The sequence below is a fragment of the Roseateles chitinivorans genome, assembly GCF_050632235.1.
Taxonomy (GTDB): domain Bacteria; phylum Pseudomonadota; class Gammaproteobacteria; order Burkholderiales; family Burkholderiaceae_C; genus Roseateles; species Roseateles chitinivorans_A.
Map to the genome: position 1 here is coordinate 5302288 of NZ_CP192584.1, position 19172 is coordinate 5321459.

The following is a 19172-nucleotide window of genomic DNA, read 5'->3' on the forward strand; positions in this document are numbered from 1 at the left end:
CAGAATCGACTCACAAACGTTTGCGAGGCGACAACTCCAAGCAGTAGACTGCGGGTTGGCGTACCGCCCCGAGATTGAATGGCGGACTGCCCGGGACACAGGAGATCCCACATGCAAGTTCGAGTCGTCGACTACCGCGCCGCGGATGCGGCCGAGCAATTCACCCGCTCCCTGCACGAGACAGGCTTCGGCGTCCTGGTGAACCACCCCCTGCCCCAGGAACTGGTCGAGAAGATCTACGCCGACTGGCTCGGCTACTTCAACGGGACCGAGAAGCACGAGCTGGCGTTCTCCAAGGAGACGCAGGACGGCTATTTCTCCACCGAGATCTCGGAGACCGCCAAGGGCCACACGCAGAAGGACATCAAGGAGTACTTCCACTTCTACCCGTGGGGAAGGATGCCGGCGTCGTTGAAGGACGACGCGATGCGCTACTACGGCATCGCCAACGACCTGGCGGCGGAGCTGCTGTCGTGGGTGGAGAAGCACACCCCGGCCGACATCGCGAAGAACTATCGCGAGCCGCTGTCCAACATGATCAAGGACAGCCGGCTGACGCTACTGCGCGTGCTGCGGTATCCGCCGCTGACCGGCAACGAGCCGGCGGGTTCGCTGCGGGCGGCGGCGCACGGTGACATCAACCTGCTGACCATCCTGCCGGCGGCCAATGAGCCCGGGCTGCAGGTGCAGGGCAAGGACGGCGAGTGGGTGGATGTGCCGGGCGACTTCGGCATGCTGATCATCAACATCGGCGACATGCTGCAGGAAGCGTCGCAGGGCTACTACCCGTCGACGCAGCACCGCGTGGTCAACCCGACCGGTGAAGGCGCGAAGAAGAGCCGCGTGTCGCTGCCGCTGTTCCTGCACCCGCGCGAGGACGTGGTCCTGTCGGATCGCTACACCGCGCACGAGTACCTGGAAGAGCGGCTGCGGGAGCTGGGCGTCAAGACCTGACACCAGGCCCCACAAGAAGCAAGGCCCCTTCCCTCCCGGGAACGGGCCTTTTGCATTTCGGGGCGGTCTCACCCGGGAGCCGGCGGCGCCGGTGCCCCTCGAAGCGAACCCTGAGCGAAGCGAAGACTGTGAGCGCAGAGGGGCACCGGTGCTGCCGGCTCTGGCTCGGTCTTCAGGTATTCAGAGGCTCTTCAGCGGCACGACGTCCTTGCCCTTGAGCGTGAACACCGTGACGGCGGACGACTTCAGGTCGTGCTTGTCGTCGTAGGCATATTCGCCGGCGACGCCCGCATAGGTCGACTTCGCCAGATGCTCGCCGACCTTCTTCGGATCGGTGGACTGCGTCGCCTCGATGGCGCCGGCCAGCAGGTAGGCGCCGTCGTAGAAGGACGCCGCGTAGGTCAGCGGATCGCGCTTGAACTCGGCCTTGTACCTGTCCAGGAACTGCTTGCCCTTGGCGCTGCGGTCGATCAGCGCGCCGCCCTGCGTGCAGTACGCGTTCAGGTCGTTCGCGATCTGCGACAGCGTCGCGGTCTCCGACGAGCAGATGCCGTCGCCGCCCAGCAGCGGCACGGCGATGCCGAGGCCCCGCATCTGGCGCAGCATCGGGCCGCCCTGCGCCGAGTAGCCACCGTAGAAGACGGCGTCGGGCTTGGCGGCCTTCACCGCGGTCAGGATGCTGCTGAAGTCCGTGGCCTTGTCATTGGTGAACTCCTTGGACACGACCTTGATGCCGAGCTTGGTCGCCTGCGCGGTGAACTCCTGCGCGACGCCCTGGCCGTAGGCGGTGCGGTCGTCGATGACGGCGACCGTCTTCACCTTCAGGTCCTGCGCCGCGTACACGGCCATCTTCGCGCCGAGCTGGTTGTCGGTCGCGCCGATGCGGAACAGGTTGGACTGGTTGGGCTGCTGCGTGATGCGCGGGTTGGACGCCACCGTCAGCACGATCACGCCGCCATCCGAGAACACCCGCGAGGCCGGCATGGTCACGCCCGAGTTGTAGGGCCCGAGCACGAACTTGATCTTCTTGTCGACCAGCGCCTGCGCCACCTGCACGCCCTGGCGCGGGTCGGCCACGTCGTCGTTGACGTCGAGCTCGAACACCACCGGCTTGCCGCCGACCTTCACGCCCTTGGCGTTCAGCTCCTTGATGGCGAGCGCCGCGCCATCGCGGTTGTCGATGCCGTAACCGGCCTGCGGGCCGGTCACCGGGCTCATGAAGCCGATGCGGATGCGCTCCTGCGCGTGGGCGCCCAGGGCGGCGAAGCCGGCGGCCAGCACCAGCAGTTTCAGAGAGAACTTCTTCATTTGTCTTCCTCGGTAAGGTCTTCCCCGGTAAGGGAGAGCACGAGTCTACGTAATGACGCCGGGAAGCGGCTGCGGCGCGGCGAGGAAGGACGACCGTGAAAGAGGCGACGCGTGCCCGTCTACAGTGGGGCATGTCCTCCCGATCAGGCAGCGTCATCTGGATCCAGCCGGAAGCGCCACCCAAACCCGCCGTCGGCGCGCCGTGCAACGGTTGCGGCGTCTGCTGCCTTGCCGAGCCCTGTCCACTCGGCATGCTCGTGAGCCTGAAGCGCGAAGGTGCGTGCCGCGCGCTGCAGTGGTCCGAGGACGACCGGCAGTACCGATGCGGCATGCTGGTGCATCCCACGCGCTATGTTGGGTTGCGAACGTTCAAGGCGGAGGGAATCCTCAATCGCCTGATCCGCCGCTACGCGCGCCGCATGATCGCTGCGGGCATCGGCTGCGACGCGGACATCGAGCCGACGACCGCGCCGGCCTCGCCGATTTCAGGCGCTTCATCGCCGTCATCTCCGGAGAAGCGCTAAGCAACGCCTGCCCCCGCCGGGCATAGCATGGGCCGAGCATCGCCTGACCAGGCTTCATCGGAGTCCGCCCATGTCCCGCTTCCACAGAGCTTCCCGATTCGTCCGCGCCCGCACGGCGCTGTCCCTGTCGATCGCGCTCGGCGCGGCGGCCGTCGCGCCCGGCGCGTCGGCGGTACCGCTGCGCTGGGCCGCGCAGAACGACGTGCTGACGCTGGATCCGCACTCGCAGGATCACACCACCACCAGCGCCATCCTGCAGCACGCCTACGAGGGCCTGACCCGCTACAACGAGCAGTGGGAGATCGAGCCCTGCCTGGCCACGAAGTGGACGCAGATCAGCCCGACGCAGGTGCGCTTCGAGCTGCGCAAGGGCGTGAAGTTCCACGACGGTTCGCCGTTCACCGCCGACGACGTGATCTTCAGCTTCGACCGCGTCCGCCAGCCGCAAGGCACGATGCAGATCTACGTCACCGGCATCAAGGAGATCAAGAAGATCGACGACTTCACCGTCGACCTGATCCTCGACTCGCCGCAACCCATCCTGCTGCGCAACCTGGTCGACTTCCGGATCATGAGCAAGGTCTGGGCAGAGAAGAACAAGGCGAGCCAGATGGCCGACTACAAGGCCAAGGACGAGAACTACGCCAGCCGCCATACCGACGGCACCGGCCCGTACGAGATCACCTCCTGGCAGCCCGACCAGAAGATCTCGATGACGATCAACAAGGGCTGGTGGGACAAGAACAAGGGCAACATCACCGAGGTCAGCTATATCCCGATCAAGTCGGACCCGACGCGCGTCGCCGCGCTCACCTCGGGCGACGTGGACCTGCTGACGGAAGTGCCGACGCAGGACGTCACCGCGGTGAAGGCCGACGCGAAGCTCAAGTCGATCGAAGGCCCGGAGACCCGCACCATCTTCTTCGCGATGGACCTGGGCAGCGACGAGCTGCGCGGCGCCTCGGTGAAGGGCAAGAACCCGTTCAAGGACCTGCGCGTGCGCGAGGCGCTGTCCATCGCGATCGACCGCGAGGCGATCAAGCGCAGCATCATGCGCGGCATGTCGGTGCCGGCTTCGCTGATGATCCCGCCGGGCGTCAACGGCTACGACGCCGCGCTGGACAAGCCCGCCAAGCCCGACCTCGTCCGCGCCAAGAAGCTGCTCGCCGACGCCGGGTACCCGAACGGCTTCGAAATCCCGCTGAACTGCCCGAACAACCGCTACGTCAACGACGAGAAGATCTGCCTGGCCGTCGTGTCGATGTGGAGCAAGATCGGCATCACCGCGCGGCTGACCGCGCAGCCGATGTCTCAGCACAGCCAGCTGTTCCAGCGCTTCGAGGCGCCGCTCTACATGCTGGGCTGGGGCGTGTCCACGCGCGATGCGCTCTACTCGCTGCAGGCGCTGGCGCGCACGCGCAGCGGCGGCGCGGATGGCAGCTTCAACTTCTCCAAGGTCAGCGACCCGGCCCTGGACAAGCTGATCGATGCCGCCAAGAGCGAGATCGACACCGCCAAGCGCGACGCGATCCTGCGCGACGCGCTGGTGCGCACGCGCGACCAGTACCTGTTCATCCCGCTGCACCACCAGGTGCGCCCCTGGGCGATGCGCGCCAACGTGCAGACGCTGCACCGCTCCAACGACCGGCCGGAAGCGCGCTTCACGACGATCAAGTGACCGGACCCTTGACCGTTTGATGCGCGGAACCCGGATGTCCTTCCTCGGCGGCTGAATTTTCCGGTCCGCCCTTGGGGCAATCCCCAGGGCGGAGCGGCCTCCCGCCGGGGGTCCCGGCGGCTAGCATCCAGGCGACTTCACGTTTGCTTAACGACGTTGCCAAGGGAGCTACCGCTCATGTCGAGGAATCACTCCGGATCGATCCGATCCGCCCGTACCGCTCGCACCGCTCTGACCGCCCTGTGCGTCGCCGCCCTCGCGGCGCTGGTCGGGACCGCCCACGCCGCCCCGCTGCGCTGGGCCGCGCAGAACGACGTGCTGACGCTGGATCCGCACTCGCAGAACCACAGCACCACGAATGCGATCGCGCAGCACGCCTATGAAGGCCTGACGCGCTACGACCGCCAGTACCAGGTCGAGCCCTCGCTGGCCACCAAGTGGACGCAGGTCAGCCCGACGCAGGTCCGTTTCGAGCTGCGCAAGGGCGTGAAGTTCCACGACGGCTCGCCGTTCACCGCGGACGACGTGGTGTTCTCCTTCCACCGGATCAAGCAGCCGGTGGGCACGATGCACCCGTTCGTGGCCGGTGTCACCGACATCAAGAAGGTCGACAGCCACACCGTCGACGTGATCCTGGCCGCGCCCAATCCGATCCTGCTGCGTCAGTTCGTCGACTTCCGCATCATGAGCAAGACCTGGGCGGACAAGAACAAGGCGACCAACCTGCCGGACTTCAAGGCCAAGGAAGAGACCTTCGCCACGCGCAATGCCAACGGCACCGGGCCCTACCGGATCACCGGCTGGCAGCCGGACCAGCGCATCACCATGGTCCAGAACAAGGAGTGGTGGGACGCGAAGAACGCGACCAATGTCGACGAGGTCATCTACACCCCGATCAAGTCGGATCCGACGCGCGTCGCGGCGCTGCTGTCGGGCGACGTGGACCTGCTGTCCGACATCCCGACGCAGGACGTCGGCCGGCTCAAGGCCGATCCGAAGCTCAGCGTCGCCGAGGGCAGCGAAACGCGCACCATCTTCATCGGCATGGACCAGGGCAGCGAGCAGCTCAAGGGCAGCAGCGTGACGGGCAAGAACCCGTTCAAGGACAAGCGCGTGCGCGAGGCGCTGTCGCTGGCCATCGACCGCGAGGCGATCAAGCGCGCGACGATGCGCGGCCTGTCGGTGCCGGCCGGCATCATGGTCGCACCCGGCGTGAACGGCAACGCGCCGGACATCGACGTGCCGGCCAAGGTCGACGCCGAACGCGCGAAGAAGCTGCTCGCCGAGGCCGGTTACCCGAACGGCTTCGACGTGCCGATGAACTGCCCCAACAACCGCTACGTCAACGACGAGGAGATCTGCCTCGCGGTGGTGTCGATGTGGAGCAAGGTCGGCATCAAGGCGCGGCTGCAGACCGAGTCCTTCAGCACCTTCAGCCCGAAGCTGCAGGCCTTCGAGTACCCGCTGTTCCTGTACGGCTGGGGCGTGCCGACGTATGACGCGCTGTACACGATGCAGTCGCTGGCGCGCACGCGCGCGGGCGGCGCGGACGGCAGCGGCAACTACTTCCGGCTGAGCGACGCGAAGCTGGACCAGATCATCGACGCCGCGAAGGTCGAAGGCGACGTGGCCAAGCGCAACGCGCTCCTGAAGGAGGGCCTGGTTCGCATCCGCGACGAGGTCTTCTTCATCCCGCTGCACCACCAGGTGCGCCCGTGGGCGATGAAGAAGAGCGTCACGACGCCGCACCGCTCGGACGACCGGCCGGAGGCGCGGTTCACGACGATCAAGTGAGGAAGGCCCGGCGGACCAGCTCCGCCTGCTGCCATCGATGGATCACCGGTGAGGCCGTGGCGCCGGCTGCGGTCACGGCGCGGGAGACCTCGCGCAGACGGGCTCCGGCGGGCAGGAGCCCGTCGAGCTCATCGCGGACGAAGTGCCACGGCCCCTGGTTGCGCGTCTCTTCCTGCGTCCACACGATCTCCTCGACAAGGGGGTAGCGTTGAAGTACCGCCGCCAGTGCCTCGTGCGGGAACGGGTAGAGCTGCTCGATGCGCACCAGCGCCGTCACATCCACCATCGGATCGGCGAGAGAGCCCGCCATCGCCTGCCTCGCGCTCAGCAGGTCGTAGTGCACCTTGCCGCTGCTCAGCACGACGCGCGTCACCAGGCGGGCCTGCGCGTCGTCGACGGTGTCGTCGTCCAGCACCGGCGCGAAGCCGCTGGCCGCGAGCACGCCGACCGGCGTATGGCTGCGCGGCTCCGCCAGCAGCACCGCCTTGGGCGTCATCACGATCAGCGGCTTGCGCACCGGGTCGAGCGCCTGGCGCTGCAGCAGCGCCGCGTACTGGCCCGACGTCGACGGCATCGCCACGCGCAGGTTGTCCGCGCCGCACAGCTGCAGGATGCGCGCGAGGAAACCGTTCGAGTGCTCCGGCCCCACGCCCTCGTAGCCATGCGGCAGCAGCACGGTCAGCGCGGAGGTGTCGCCCCACTTCTCCTCGCCAGAGCTGAGGTACTGGTCGAGGTAGACCTGCGCGCCGTTGACGAAGTCGCCGAACTGCGCCTCCCACACGGTCATCACGTCGCGCGTCTGCACGCTGTGCCCGTACTCGAATCCGAGCACCGCTTCTTCGGCCAGCAGCGAGTTGACGACCTCCAGCCGAGCGCCGTCGGAGGCGAAGCGCGAGAGCGGCGTCCACGTCGAGGGCGCGCCGATTCGACGGTCATCGCGCTGCCCGTCCGCGCTTGCGATCGGCGGGCCACCCGCATCGACCTCCCGTCCCTGGTGATGCCACACCGCGTGTCGATGCAGGAAGGTGCCGCGCTGCACGTCGAGGCCGGAAATCCGCACGCCCACGCCCGCGCGCAGGACCTGCGCCCAGGCGAGCGTCTCCGCGGTGCACCAGTCGGCGGGACGACGCGCGTCGTCGGCCATCCCGCGCCACCGGCTCGCCTGGTCGCGCAGCAGCGGGTGCGGTTCGAAGCCCCCGGCAGTTGCGCCAGCGCTTCCAGGACATCGTGCAGATCGCCGATGGGCGCGCGCTTCTCGGGCATCGGCATCGCGTCGTCGGCGATCGGCGCAGCGCTGTCGAGCGGCCGCGCCGGATCGAAGGCATCGACCTCCGCGGCGATGGCCGCAATCTCGTCATCGCGAAGACGCTGCGCCACCGTCAGGCGTTGCGCATACAGCGCGGTCACGCCCGCCTTCGCCGGCATGCGCCGGTACAGCGCCGGGCTGGTGAGCTGCGGCACGTCGTGTTCCGAATGGCCCTGGCGACGGTAGCCGACCAGATCGATCACGACGTCGGTGCCGAAGCGCACGCGGTAGTCGACCGCCAGCCGCGCGGCGCGCAGCACCGCCTCCGGATCGTCGGCATGCACGCGCAACACGGGCGCGTCCACGCCGCGCGTCGCATCCGTGCAGTAGCGCGCCGAGATCGCGTCCATCGGATTCGGCTCGGTGAAGCCCAGCTGGTTGTTGATGACGACGTGGATCACGCCGCCCACCTCATAACCCGGCTTCAGGCCGAGCGCCAAGGTCTCCATCACCACGCCCTGCCCCGCGAAGGCGGCGTCGCCGTGCATCATCACGGCCATGCACCGCTCCGGCCGCTCGCCCGCCGCGGACCGCGCCGCGCGCGCCATGCCGACGACCACCGGATAGACGCTCTGCAGATGCGACGGGTTGCTCGCCAGGCGCAGGCGCACCGCCCCGTGCGCGGTCTGCACGCGCGACGTCCCGCCGAGGTGGTAGACGAGGTCGCGCTGCCGCTCCGGATGCGCGGGCGCGGGCTCGAAGTAGTCGATCAAGGCGTCGACGGGATGGCCCATCAGGTTGGCCAGCACATTCACGCGGCCGCGGTGCGGCATGCCCATCATCACCTGGTCGACGCCCTGCGCCGCGCCAGCCTCGATCAGGGTGTCGAGCAGCGGCAGCAACGCCTCGTTGCCCTCCAGCGAGAAGCGTTTGCCGTGCGGAAAGCGCTTCGCCAGATGCCGCTCCCAGCCCTCGACGCGCGCGAGCCGGCGCAGCAGCGCCCGTGCTGCGTCGGCGGACAGCGGCTCGTCGTCCGACTCGAAGCGGGCGTTCCACCAGGCGCGACGGGATCCGTCGCGCACCGCGCTCAGGTCGAGCGTCAAGGACCCGCAGTACAGCGCGCCCAATCGCCGATGCAGCGCCACCGCCTCGGCGACGCCGAGGATCGTGGCGCCGTCCTCGGCCACCGCGTCCCCGGCGGCAAGACCGAAGCGAAGGAGACTGAAGGCGTCGACGTCTTCGCCGACGCCCAGGCGATTCGTCGCGGTTGAGGCGCGAGGGGCCTCACGCAGCGGATCGAGTTGCGCGTGGCGATGCCCGTGTTGACGGAACGCCTCGATCAGCGCGGCGATGCCGGGCTTCAGGCGCGGTGAAGAAGAGGGTGAAGCGGCCGGCGATGCACTCGCGTCCGACGGATCGGTGTCGCGATCGAAACGGCAGCGGAGCGCCCAGGCGTGGCGCCCGAACGAGGTGTTCACGGACATGTCGACTCCCTTGACGTTGACTGACGCGGCTCGGATGAGCCCTGCTCGTCACGCCTCTCGGGCGACCCCGGCGCTCTGCGGCACCTGTGCCGAGCCCTCGCGGCCTTCGCAGGCCGGCGATCGCTCGGCGGTCGGATCCTCCCGGGCTGCGTGACCTCCGGCTCTGTGGCCGGTCCCGTCTCCAGTCCCCTCCAACCTGAGCGACGGTTCCACCGCCGCTCGCGGATTCAAGACGCGATCACGACGCCCTCAGGCGTCGCGACCGCATCGCGGCCTCACAGCGCGAAAGCGCGGACCGCGTCGTTGAGCTGATGCGCCTGCTCCTGCAGCGCGCGCGCCGCGGCAGTGCTCTGCTCGACCATCGAGGCGTTCTTCTGCGTCGAGTCGTCCATCTGCACGACCGCCGCGTTGACCTGCTCGATGCCCGCGCTCTGCTCGCGGCTGGAGGCGCTGATCTCGGTCACGATGTGGCTCACGTGCCGGATGCTGCCCACGACCTGCTGCATGGTCTGACCGGCCTGCTCGACCATGCGGCCGCCAGCCTCGACCTGCGACACCGAATCGTCGATGAGCCGCTTGATCTCCTTGGCCGCCGTCGCGCTGCGCTGCGCCAGGCTGCGCACTTCCGACGCGACCACCGCGAAGCCGCGGCCCTGCTCGCCGGCGCGCGCCGCCTCGACCGCCGCGTTGAGCGCGAGGATGTTGGTCTGGAACGCGATGCCGTCGATGACGCCGATGATCTCGACGATGCGGCGCGAGGCCGCGGAGATCGAGTTCATCGTCTGCACGACCTGACCCACGACCTCGCCGCCCTGCGTGGCGATGCCGGACGCGGAGGACGCGGAGCGGTCGGCCTCGCCGGCGTTGTCGGCGCTCATGCGCACCGACGCCGTCAGCTGTTCCATCGCCGAGGCGGTTTCCTCGAGCGCCGCGGCCTGCTGCTCGGTGCGCGCCGCCAGGTCCTCGTTGCCCTGCGCGACCTCCTGCGCCGCGTTGGCGATGGTGTCCGCGCCGGTGCGGACCTCGGTCACGATGCGGTGCAGGTTCTCGACCATGTTCTGCAGCGCGGACATCAGCCGCGCCACCTCGTCCTTGCCGCTGGCGCGGATGCGGTAGGTCAGGTCGCCGGCCGCGACACGCTCGGCCAGCTCGATGGCGCCTTCGATCGGCCGCGTGATCGAGCGCGTGATGAAGAACGCGGTCGCCACGCCCATCAGCAGCGCCAGCGCCGACGCGACGATCATGTCGAGCTTGGCGCCCTGCGAGCGCTCGTTGGCCTCGGCCACGTCCGCGGCCATGCGGGCGGCCTGGAAGTCGACCATCTTGTCGATCAGCGCGTAGTAGCGCGCCTGCGGGCCGGCCATCTGGTCCTGGTAGACCGCCATCGCGCCGTCGCGGTCGCCCGCGGCCAGCAGGTCGAAGATCTTGCGCACCAGCGCGCCGTAGTCCTTGCGCGCCGCCGACTGCTCGGCGAAGAGCTGCTTGCTCTCGTCGTCGGCCAGCATCTTCTCGAGCCGGGCGAGGTTCTCCGAGTTGGCCTGGCGGATGCCGGCGTACTCGTCCATGTACTTCTTGGTCGCCTCGGGCGTTCCCGCCAGCAGCAGGCGGCCGATGGTGATCGCGCCGCGGTCCCCCACGCTCTTGACCTGCGTGGTCAACGCGATCAGCGCGTAGCGGTCCTCGACCACCCGCCCCATCGTCGCGTTGACCCCGTCGATCACGCGGATCCCCACCCCGAGGATGACCAGCAGCAGCACGAAGACGACCGCGAATGCCGCGGCAAGACGTGATCCGATCCGGACGTCGGCCAATTTCATTTGTTTGCTCTCCCTGACGACGAAATGTCCGCTCATGAAACCACCGCTTACATTTCAGGTCTATCGAGTTCAGCAATGCGAAAGTAGCAATCACGTTGTGAAATCCGTTGGCCGTGAAATTTTCAACAGTCAAACGGCGATACCGGTATCACGCGCGGTCGATTGGCAACCCACCGAAGACGGCAGTCGCGCGAAACGGGCGCTATGCAGCGCTTGTCCACCCCTTTTCGAGGGGGTATTCCCCGCCAAAGCGTGAACGGACTCACAACCGGACGGAGTACGGCGGGGGAGATGTGAAATGGAAAAGGGAAGCGGCGAACAGGAAGAGGCGGAAACGACAACGCCCCGCTAGGCGGGGCGTCGAGGGGTGAAGCGGGAGGCGATGGGGCGTCAGGCCAGCGCGAGGCGCTCACGCGCCGCCTGGTACTCGCGCCCGAAGCGCGCCACCAGCTCACCGGCGGGCAGCACCTCGCGGATCGCGCCGATGCCCTGGCCGCTGCCCCAGACATCCTTCCAGGCCTTCGCGCCGGTGCCGCCGAAGTTCATCTTCGTCGGATCGCTCTCGGGCAGGTTCTCCGGATCCAGGCCCGCCTTGACGATGGAGCCCTTCAGGTAGTTGCCGTGCACGCCGGTGAACAGGTTGCTGTAGACGATGTCGTCGCTGTTGCTCTCGACGATCATCTGCTTGTAGTCGTCGGAGGCACGCGCTTCCTCGGTCGCGATGAAGGCCGAGCCGATGTACGCGAGGTCCGCGCCCATCGCCCGCGCCGCGAGGATCGCGTCGCCGCTGGCCATGGACCCCGACAGCGCCAGCGGGCCGTCGAACCACTCGCGGATCTCCTGGATCAGCGCGAAGGGGCTCTTCACGCCGGCATGGCCGCCCGCGCCCGCCGCGACAGCGATCAGGCCGTCGGCGCCCTTCTCGATCGCCTTCTTCGCGAACTTGTTGTTGATGATGTCGTGCAGCACGATGCCGCCCCAGCCGTGCACGGCGGCGTTGACGTCCTCGCGCGCACCCAGCGAGGTGATCACGATGGGCACCTTGTACTTGGCGCACAGGGCCATGTCGTGGTCGAGCCGGTCGTTGCTCTTGTGCACGATCTGGTTGATCGCGAACGGCGCGGCCGGCGACTCCGGATGGGCGCGGTCATGCGCGGCCAGCGTCTCGGTGATCTCGGCGAGCCAGTCGTCGAGCAGCTCGGCCGGACGGGCGTTCAGCGACGGCATCGAGCCGACGATGCCGGCCTTGCATTGCGCGATCACCAGCTTGGGGTTGCTGATGATGAACAGCGGCGAGCCGATGACCGGCAGGCGCAGCTTGTTGAACAGCGGGGGAAGTGCCACCTCGTGTCTCCTCTTCGATGATTCGATGATTCGATGATTCGATGATTCGATGATTCGATGAATCTGGATGCGTCGAGTTGCGTCGGGATCAGAACGCGTCGATGGGCAGGGCCATCACGCTGTCCGCGCCGTTGACGATCGCGTCGCGCTGCGCGGCGCAGCGGGGCAGGATGTGCTCGGCGTAGAAGCGCGCGGTGACGATCTTGGCGTCCATGAACGCGACGTCTTCGCCGGCCGTCTTCAGTTCCTGCGCGGCGAGCAGCGAGCGCGCCAGCTGCCAGCCCGCCATCAGGTTGCCGCCCACCATCAGGTAAGGCACCGATCCCGCGAAGGCCGCATTCGGCTTGGCCTTGCCGTTGGCCGCGATGAAGTCGACGACCTCGACGAAGGCCGCGCGTGCGGCCGCCAGTTGCGTGCGCACCGCCAGCGCATCGGCGCTGCCGTTCGCGGCCAGCGCGCCTTCGGTCTCCTCGACCTGCGCCGCCACGCCGCGCGCGAAGGCGCCGCCGTCGCGCACCGTCTTGCGGCCGACCAGGTCGTTGGCCTGGATCGCCGTCGTGCCTTCGTAGATCGGCAGGATGCGCGCGTCGCGGTAGTACTGCGCCGCGCCGGTCTCCTCGATGAAGCCCATGCCGCCGTGCACCTGCACGCCCAACGAGGTGACCTCCAGGCTCATCTCGGTGCTGTAGCCCTTGATCAGCGGCACCATGAACTCGTAGAAGGCCTGCGCCTGCTGGCGGGTCTCGGCGTCCTCGTGGTGGTGGGCCATGTCGTAGGCCGCGGCGGCGTCGATCGCCATCGCGCGGCAGCCTTCGACCAGCGCCCGCTGCGTCATCAGCATGCGGCGCACGTCGGGGTGGTGGATGATCGCCGCGGCGTCCTTCGAGGAGCCGTCGACCGGACGCGACTGCACGCGGTCCTTCGCGTATTCGACCGCCTTCTGGTACGCGCGGTCCGCCACCGCGATGCCCTGCACGCCGACGCCGAAGCGGGCCGCGTTCATCATGATGAACATGTACTCGAGGCCGCGGTTCTCCTCGCCGATCAGCGTGCCGACGGCGCCGCCGTGATCGCCGAACTGGAGCACCGCCGTCGGACTCGCCTTGATGCCGAGCTTGTGCTCGATCGACACGCAGTGCGCGTCGTTGCGCGCGCCCAGCGAGCCGTCGGCATTCACCAGGAACTTGGACACCAGGAACAGGCTGATGCCCTTCACGCCTTCGGGCGCGCCCGGCACGCGTGCAAGGACGAGGTGGACGATGTTGTCCGCCATGTCGTGCTCGCCCCAGGTGATGAAGATCTTCGTGCCGAAGACCTTGTAGGTGCCGTCGCCCTGCGGCTCCGCGCGCGTGCGCACCATCGCCAGATCCGAACCGGCCTGCGGCTCGGTCAGGTTCATGGTGCCGGTCCACTCGCCGGAGATCAGCTTGGGGATGAAGGTCTGCTTCTGCTCCTCGGAGCCCGCGACCAGCAGCGCCTCGATCGCGCCGTCGGTCAGCAGCGGGCACAGCGCGAAGCTGACGTTGGCCGCCTGCACGATCTCGCCGCAAGCCGCGCCGATAGTCTTGGGCAAGGCCTGACCCCCGTAAGCCTCCGGATGCTGCAGCCCCTGCCAGCCGCCCTCGGCGTACTGCTTGAACGCCGCCTTGAAGCCCGGCGTCGCGAAGACTTCGCCGCTCTTCCAGTACGAGGGATTCCTGTCACCTTCGACGTTCAGCGGCGCGATCACGTCCTCGTTCAGCTTGGCCGATTCCTCGAGCACCGCCTGCGCGGTGTCCAGGCCGTGGTCGGCGAACGCGGGGATCTGCTCGGCCAGCGTCTGCAGGCCGGCCAGGGCCTGCATGTCGAACAGCATGTCCTTGATCGGGGCGCGGTAGGTCATGGGGGTTGTCTCCGGATGAAAAAGGGCGCCGCGCGTCGTCGGCGGGCGCCCTTGGTCTTGTCTGCGACGGTCTTCGCCGTCGCGTTTCTCAGCGATCGATCAGAGGGCCTTCACGAGTTCGGGCACTGCCACGAACAGGTCGGCTTCGAGGCCGTAGTCGGCGACGGAGAAGATCGGCGCTTCCGGATCCTTGTTGATCGCGACGATCACCTTGGAATCCTTCATCCCGGCCAGATGCTGGATCGCGCCGGAGATGCCGGCGGCGATGTACAGCTGCGGCGCGACGATCTTGCCGGTCTGTCCGACCTGCCAGTCGTTGGGCGCGTAGCCCGCGTCTACCGCAGCGCGCGAAGCGCCCAGCGCGGCGTTCAGCTTGTCGGCCAGCGGGGTCAGCACTTCGTTGAACTTGTCGCTGCTGCCCAGCGCGCGGCCGCCCGACACGATGATCTTGGCGGCGGTCAGTTCGGGGCGATCGCTCTTCGTGACCTCACGGCCGACGAAGCTGCTCTTGCCGCTGTCGGCGACGCCGGACAGCGATTCCACGGCAGCACTGCCGCCTTCGGCGGCAGAGTCGAAACCGGTCGTGCGCACGGTGATCACCTTGACGGCGTCGGTCGACTGCACGGTCGCGATCGCGTTGCCGGCGTAGATCGGACGTTCGAAGGTGTCGGGGCTGACGACCTTGGTGATGTCGCTCACCTGGCCGACGTCCAGCAGCGCGGCGACGCGCGGCGCGACGTTCTTGCCGGCGGCGGTCGCCGGGAACAGCAGGTGCGAGTAGTCCTTGGCGATGGCGATCACCTGGGCGGCGACGTTCTCGGCCAGGCCGTCGGCAAACTGCGCGCCGTCGGCGTGCAGGACCTTGGCGACGCCCGAGATCTTCGCGGCGGCCTGCGCGGCAGCGCCGGCGTTCGAGCCGACGACCAGCACATGCACGTCGCCGCCGATGGCGGCAGCGGCGGTGACGACGTGGTGCGTGGCGCCCTTGAGCGAGGCGTTGTCGTGTTCAGCGATGACGAGGATGGTCATGTCTTATCTCCGGATCTTGTTCTGCGGTTCAGATGACCTTGGCCTCGGTCTTCAGCTTCGTCACGAGGGTCGCGACGTCCGGCACCTTGATGCCGGCGCTGCGCTTGGGCGGCTCGGCCACCGACAGCGTCTTGATGCGCGGCGACACGTCCACGCCCAGGTCGGCGGGCTTGACCACGTCGAGCTGCTTCTTCTTCGCCTTCATGATGTTGGGCAGCGTCACGTAACGCGGCTCGTTCAGGCGCAGGTCGGTCGTCACGACCGCGGGCAGCGTCAGGCTGACCGTCTCCAGGCCGCCGTCGACTTCACGCGTCACGTTGACCTTGCCGTCGGCGACGTCCACCTTCGACGCGAACGTGCCTTGCGGCAGGCCGGTCAGCGCGGCCAGCATCTGGCCGGTCTGGTTGCAATCGTCGTCGATGGCCTGCTTGCCCAGGATCACCAGCTGCGGCTGTTCCTTGTCGACCAGCGCCTTCAGCAGCTTGGCCACGGCCAGCGGCTGCAGCTCGAGGTCGGCGGCGGTCTCGACCAGGATCGCGCGGTCGGCGCCGATGGCCATCGCGGTGCGCAGCGTTTCCTGGCACTGCGTGACGCCGCAGGACACGGCGATCACCTCGGTGACCACGCCCTTTTCCTTCAGGCGGACGGCTTCCTCGACGGCGATCTCGTCGAACGGGTTCATGGACATCTTCACGTTGGCGATGTCCACGCCGGTCCCGTCACTCTTGACGCGCACCTTGACGTTGTAATCGACGACTCGTTTGACGGGGACCAATACCTTCATCGAAGCACTCCAAGCGGATTGACGTTAACGTTAATCAGATTCTATGGGAGCCCCGGGGCGCTCCCGTGTCTCCCAGCCGTCATGCACCCCTGCTCCCGTCCCGGACATCCCGGAAAACCGCGAGCGTCTCCTCGGCGCTGGCTCGAAAATAAAACGAACGATCGTTCTATTCTAGCCATAGCTTCGCCGCTGCCAAGTGGTTCACGGCAGGAGTGAGGGATTCCTCTAGACTGCGCTCCCGACACGCCGACTCCCCCGGCGACGACCCCTTTCGAGTGCCGTGCCGACCACTTCCTCTCCCGCAGACGCCCTGTCGAGCGCTCCCGCCACCTCCCCCACCCCGAGCCCGAATGCGCAGCGCGTCCCTCGGATCGGGGTCTTCGACTCCGGAGTCGGTGGACTGACGGTGCTGAAGGCATTGCGCGAGCAACTGCCGCAGGTGCCGCTGCACTACGTGGCGGACACCGCGCATGCCCCCTACGGCGATCGGAGCAGCGAATACATCGTCGAGCGCACCCTGCGTGTGGCGGAACATCTGCGGGAGGTCGGCGCGCGCATGGCGGTGGTGGCCTGCAACACGGCCACGGCGCATGCGGTGCAGGCGATGCGAGAGCGCTGGCCGGACTGGCCGGTCGTCGGCATCGAGCCGGGCGTGAAGCCGGCCGTGGCCGCGACGCGCAACGGCCGCATCGGCGTGATGGCCACGACGGCGACGATCGCGAGCCGTCGCTTCGAGCAGCTCGTTGCGGCCCATGCCAGTGACGTCGAGTTGGTGAGTCAACCCTGTCCCGGCCTGGTGACGCTCATCGAAAAAGGCGATCTGCGCAGTGCCGAGCTCGGTGATCTGATCGAGCGCTTCTGCGAGCCCTTGCGTCTGCGTGGCGTCGACACCGTGCTGCTGGGCTGCACCCACTATCCGTTGGTGCAGGCACGCATCCAGGCGGCACTCGGTGATGGCGTGCGGTTGCTCAATATCGAGGACGCCGTCGCGCGTCAGGCCAAACGCGTGTGGGACGGGCTAGGCCTCGACGCCTCGGGGCCCGCAGCGATCGCGCTCGAAAGCACCGGCGATCCCGAGCCGCTGCAGCATCTGGCGCGTGAGGCGCTCGGCTGGCGCGACGTGACGGCGACACGCATCACGACCTGAGCATCACGCGGTGCGATCGGTGTCCGATCGCGCCCGACGCGAACTCAGATCAACGCTCGCGCGAGACCTCGCGTCATGTCGACGCGTCTCAGCAGCCAGTAGCCCAGAACGAAGAAGACACCGGTCGCGAGGATCGCGAGCCGGTGGTTGCCCGCCGTCAGCACCGTGACTGCGCCGTAGGTCAGCGGTCCGATGATGGCGGCGAGGCGCGTGGCGAAGGTCCACAGGCCGAAGAACTCCGCCAGGCGGTCGTGAGGCGCGAGTGCGCCCGCCAGCGCGCGACCGCAGGACTGGCTGGAGCCCATGCACAGCCCCGCGATCACCGCGGCGATCCAGAACAGCCACGCGCTCGTCGCCAGGAAGGCCAGCAACGTCATGACCATCCATCCGACGAGCGTCATCGCGAGCGCGGGCTGGTGGCCGATGCGGTCCTCGTAATAGCCGAACAGGAAGGCGCCGACGGCGGAGGCGATGTTCACGAGGAACACCAAGGTCATCGTCTGCGCCTGCGAGAACCCGAGCGCCTGTTCGGCGTAGACCGCTGCGAGCGCGATGACGACGGCGATGCCGGCCTGATAGCTGGTCCCGCAGGCCAGCAGGCGCAGGAAGTCGGGGTAGGCGCGCGCCCGCTGCCAGGAGGTCCACAGCTGGGAAAGACCTGACCCCATGCGCGCGACACGGCGCGTGGCGCAGGGATCCGCGCGCTCGCGCAGCAGCAGGAAGGTCGGCAGCGCGGCGAGCAGGTACAGGCCGGCGGTGATCAGCATCGTGACGGGAACGAAGTGATCGGCGGACTCGCCGCGCGCCTGCGCGCTCAGCACGTAGCCCAGGCACAGGCCGAGCGCGAGCATCCCGCCCAGGTAGCCGAAGGCCCATCCCCAGCCCGACACCCGCCCGAGCGCATCGCGCCGCGCGAGCTCCGGCAGGAAGGCCGCGATCAGCGATTCTCCGTACGAGAAGAACACGTTGGAGAGCACCACCGCCGCGGCCGCCCACCACAGCTGCTCGGCGCCGAACACCGCCAGCGCGGCGGTCGACAGCACACAGCCGAGCGTGCAGATGCCGAGCAGCTTCTTCTTCGCCCCGTGGGCATCGGCCCAGGCGCCCAGGCCCGGCATGGTCACCATCACCAGGAAGCTGGACACGGCGATCAGCACGGTCCAGAGCAGCGTCGCCGACGGCTGGCCCTTGGCGATGACGCCGACGAAGTACGCGTTGTAGACGGCGGTCAGGACGACGGTGGTGTAGCCCGAGTTGGCGAAGTCGTACATCGACCAGCCGAAGACTTCGCGCTTGCGAACGCCCGGGTTCAACAGTTCCTGCACAAACATGCCCATGCGCTGCGGTCTCTGGAAGCCGGTCGCGTGGTGCCTCGAACGGGACTCGAACCCGTACGCCGGTTGAGGGCGGCGGATTTTAAGTCCGCTGTGTCTACCAATTTCACCATCGAGGCGCGACGACTCCGCATCGATTCCATGTCGGAGTGAGCGCGCATTATCACGGCGACCGACAAAGAAAAAGGGAAGCCGCATGGGCTTCCCTTTTGAGAGTTTGGAGCGGGAAACGAGGCTCGAACTCGCGACCTCAACCTTGGCAAGGTTGCGCTCTACCAACTGAGCTATTCCCGCATCGCAGGACAGCGGAGTGATGAATCACCCCAACCGACCTTTGGTGTCGTTTGGAGCGGGAAACGAGGCTCGAACTCGCGACCTCAACCTTGGCAAGGTTGCGCTCTACCAACTGAGCTATTCCCGCAATGTCCATTCTTTGGAGGCGCGATCCGGAGTCGAACCGGACTGACCGGATTTGCAATCCGGGGCATAACCGCTTTGCTATCGCGCCCCAGAACCCTGGACGGGATTCTGTAGAAGCCGGATTTGGTTGTCCGACTTCGATAAAAAATGGAAGCCGGGGCTTCCATTTCTTTAAACCTGGAGCGGGAAACGAGGCTCGAACTCGCGACCTCAACCTTGGCAAGGTTGCGCTCTACCAACTGAGCTATTCCCGCAGGTCTTCAACACACTGCCTGCCTCAACTGCCGTGCAATCCTTGCGAATTGCTTTGTTGCTGCTGCACCGTTTGCGCTGAAGCCGAGAGTATAGAACGGTTTTTGACCCTCTCGCAAGAGTTCGGCGACTTCTTTATGAAGATCGCCCAAACACATCGCTTCATCCGCGATCG

13 protein-coding genes, 5 tRNA genes and 1 pseudogene are annotated in these 19172 nt (G+C 67.4%); 5 read left to right on the forward strand and 14 right to left on the reverse strand.

Features of this window, described 5'->3' with window-relative positions:
• The first annotated feature begins 111 nt into the window (after nucleotides 1-111).
• Nucleotides 112-954 (forward strand): isopenicillin N synthase family dioxygenase, encoded by an 843-nt coding sequence (locus tag ACQ859_RS24150; RefSeq protein WP_431263111.1) that lies wholly within the window; start codon nucleotides 112-114, stop codon nucleotides 952-954.
• Between the two features lie 180 nt (nucleotides 955-1134).
• Here ACQ859_RS24150 and ACQ859_RS24155 read toward each other — a convergent pair whose 3' ends face one another.
• On the reverse strand, nucleotides 1135-2262 hold the full coding sequence (locus tag ACQ859_RS24155) for a branched-chain amino acid ABC transporter substrate-binding protein (protein WP_431263112.1): 1128 nt from the start codon (nucleotides 2260-2262) through the stop codon (nucleotides 1135-1137).
• Between the two features lie 95 nt (nucleotides 2263-2357).
• Here ACQ859_RS24155 and ACQ859_RS24160 point away from each other — a divergent pair, with 95 nt between their 5' ends.
• From ACQ859_RS24160 to ACQ859_RS24170, 3 genes are all read left to right on the forward strand, one after another.
• Nucleotides 2358-2786 carry a hypothetical protein gene (locus ACQ859_RS24160; protein WP_431263113.1) on the forward strand — a complete coding sequence of 143 codons (429 nt, stop codon included), beginning with the start codon at nucleotides 2358-2360 and terminating at the stop codon, nucleotides 2784-2786.
• A gap of 70 nt (nucleotides 2787-2856) precedes the next feature.
• Entirely contained in the window at nucleotides 2857-4464 is a 1608-nt protein-coding gene (locus tag ACQ859_RS24165; protein ID WP_431263114.1) for an ABC transporter substrate-binding protein, read from the forward strand.
• A 177-nt stretch (nucleotides 4465-4641) separates the two neighbouring features.
• Nucleotides 4642-6258, forward strand: coding sequence for an ABC transporter substrate-binding protein (locus ACQ859_RS24170; RefSeq protein ID WP_431263115.1), 1617 nt, complete (start codon nucleotides 4642-4644; stop codon nucleotides 6256-6258).
• On the opposite strand, the gene ACQ859_RS24175 is transcribed toward ACQ859_RS24170, so the two are convergent.
• The 7 genes and pseudogenes from ACQ859_RS24175 to ACQ859_RS24205 form a co-directional block, all read right to left on the reverse strand.
• The gene (locus ACQ859_RS24175; protein ID WP_431263116.1) at nucleotides 6251-7402 is read right to left on the reverse strand and encodes a hypothetical protein; all 1152 of its coding nucleotides are present in this window, start codon (nucleotides 7400-7402) and stop codon (nucleotides 6251-6253) included. The genes ACQ859_RS24170 and ACQ859_RS24175 overlap by 8 nt on opposite strands.
• A gap of 236 nt (nucleotides 7403-7638) precedes the next feature.
• Nucleotides 7639-8988 (reverse strand): annotated as a pseudogene (locus tag ACQ859_RS24180) (thiamine pyrophosphate-dependent enzyme); the annotation flags it as partial.
• Between the two features lie 275 nt (nucleotides 8989-9263).
• Entirely contained in the window at nucleotides 9264-10805 is a 1542-nt protein-coding gene (locus ACQ859_RS24185; RefSeq protein ID WP_431263117.1) for a methyl-accepting chemotaxis protein, read from the reverse strand.
• 390 nt (nucleotides 10806-11195) lie between these two features.
• Nucleotides 11196-12149 (reverse strand): NAD(P)H-dependent flavin oxidoreductase, encoded by a 954-nt coding sequence (locus ACQ859_RS24190; protein WP_088403560.1) that lies wholly within the window; start codon nucleotides 12147-12149, stop codon nucleotides 11196-11198.
• An 88-nt stretch (nucleotides 12150-12237) separates the two neighbouring features.
• Nucleotides 12238-14031, reverse strand: a complete 1794-nt coding sequence (locus ACQ859_RS24195; protein ID WP_431263118.1) for an acyl-CoA dehydrogenase — start codon at nucleotides 14029-14031, stop codon at nucleotides 12238-12240.
• Nucleotides 14032-14130: 99 nt separating this feature from the next.
• Nucleotides 14131-15060 carry an electron transfer flavoprotein subunit alpha/FixB family protein gene (locus ACQ859_RS24200; RefSeq protein WP_088403558.1) on the reverse strand — a complete coding sequence of 310 codons (930 nt, stop codon included), beginning with the start codon at nucleotides 15058-15060 and terminating at the stop codon, nucleotides 14131-14133.
• 28 nt (nucleotides 15061-15088) lie between these two features.
• Complete coding sequence (locus tag ACQ859_RS24205; protein WP_431263119.1) at nucleotides 15089-15844, reverse strand: electron transfer flavoprotein subunit beta/FixA family protein; 756 nt, start codon at nucleotides 15842-15844, stop codon at nucleotides 15089-15091.
• Nucleotides 15845-16214: 370 nt separating this feature from the next.
• Between ACQ859_RS24205 and murI the strand changes: the two genes are divergently transcribed.
• Complete coding sequence (murI, locus tag ACQ859_RS24210; protein WP_431266644.1) at nucleotides 16215-16991, forward strand: glutamate racemase; 777 nt, start codon at nucleotides 16215-16217, stop codon at nucleotides 16989-16991.
• 44 nt (nucleotides 16992-17035) lie between these two features.
• Here murI and ACQ859_RS24215 read toward each other — a convergent pair whose 3' ends face one another.
• The 6 genes from ACQ859_RS24215 to ACQ859_RS24240 all read right to left on the reverse strand — a co-directional run bounded on the left by ACQ859_RS24215 (nucleotide 17036) and on the right by ACQ859_RS24240 (nucleotide 18999).
• Complete coding sequence (locus ACQ859_RS24215) at nucleotides 17036-18328, reverse strand: MFS transporter (protein WP_431263120.1); 1293 nt, start codon at nucleotides 18326-18328, stop codon at nucleotides 17036-17038.
• A 28-nt stretch (nucleotides 18329-18356) separates the two neighbouring features.
• Nucleotides 18357-18444 (reverse strand) — tRNA-Leu (locus ACQ859_RS24220).
• A 99-nt stretch (nucleotides 18445-18543) separates the two neighbouring features.
• Nucleotides 18544-18619: transfer RNA gene (locus ACQ859_RS24225), tRNA-Gly, on the reverse strand.
• 51 nt (nucleotides 18620-18670) lie between these two features.
• A tRNA-Gly gene (locus ACQ859_RS24230) sits at nucleotides 18671-18746 on the reverse strand.
• A gap of 13 nt (nucleotides 18747-18759) precedes the next feature.
• Nucleotides 18760-18833: transfer RNA gene (locus ACQ859_RS24235), tRNA-Cys, on the reverse strand.
• A 90-nt stretch (nucleotides 18834-18923) separates the two neighbouring features.
• Nucleotides 18924-18999, reverse strand: a tRNA-Gly gene (locus ACQ859_RS24240).
• Between the last annotated feature and the right edge of the window lie 173 nt (nucleotides 19000-19172).

Bases quoted from the DNA above. Each gene is read 5' to 3' on its own strand.
- ACQ859_RS24185 (WP_431263117.1), bottom strand. From the start codon at position 10,805: ATGAAATTGGCCGACGTCCGGATCGGATCACGTCTTGCCGCGGCATTC.
- ACQ859_RS24200 (WP_088403558.1), bottom strand. From the start codon at position 15,060: ATGACCATCCTCGTCATCGCTGAACACGACAACGCCTCGCTCAAGGGC.
- ACQ859_RS24195 (WP_431263118.1), bottom strand. From the start codon at position 14,031: ATGACCTACCGCGCCCCGATCAAGGACATGCTGTTCGACATGCAGGCC.
- ACQ859_RS24165 (WP_431263114.1), top strand. From the start codon at position 2,857: ATGTCCCGCTTCCACAGAGCTTCCCGATTCGTCCGCGCCCGCACGGCG.
- ACQ859_RS24175 (WP_431263116.1), bottom strand. From the start codon at position 7,402: ATGGCCGACGACGCGCGTCGTCCCGCCGACTGGTGCACCGCGGAGACG.
- ACQ859_RS24150 (WP_431263111.1), top strand. From the start codon at position 112: ATGCAAGTTCGAGTCGTCGACTACCGCGCCGCGGATGCGGCCGAGCAA.
- ACQ859_RS24215 (WP_431263120.1), bottom strand. From the start codon at position 18,328: ATGGGCATGTTTGTGCAGGAACTGTTGAACCCGGGCGTTCGCAAGCGC.
- ACQ859_RS24170 (WP_431263115.1), top strand. From the start codon at position 4,642: ATGTCGAGGAATCACTCCGGATCGATCCGATCCGCCCGTACCGCTCGC.
- ACQ859_RS24155 (WP_431263112.1), bottom strand. From the start codon at position 2,262: ATGAAGAAGTTCTCTCTGAAACTGCTGGTGCTGGCCGCCGGCTTCGCC.
- ACQ859_RS24205 (WP_431263119.1), bottom strand. From the start codon at position 15,844: ATGAAGGTATTGGTCCCCGTCAAACGAGTCGTCGATTACAACGTCAAG.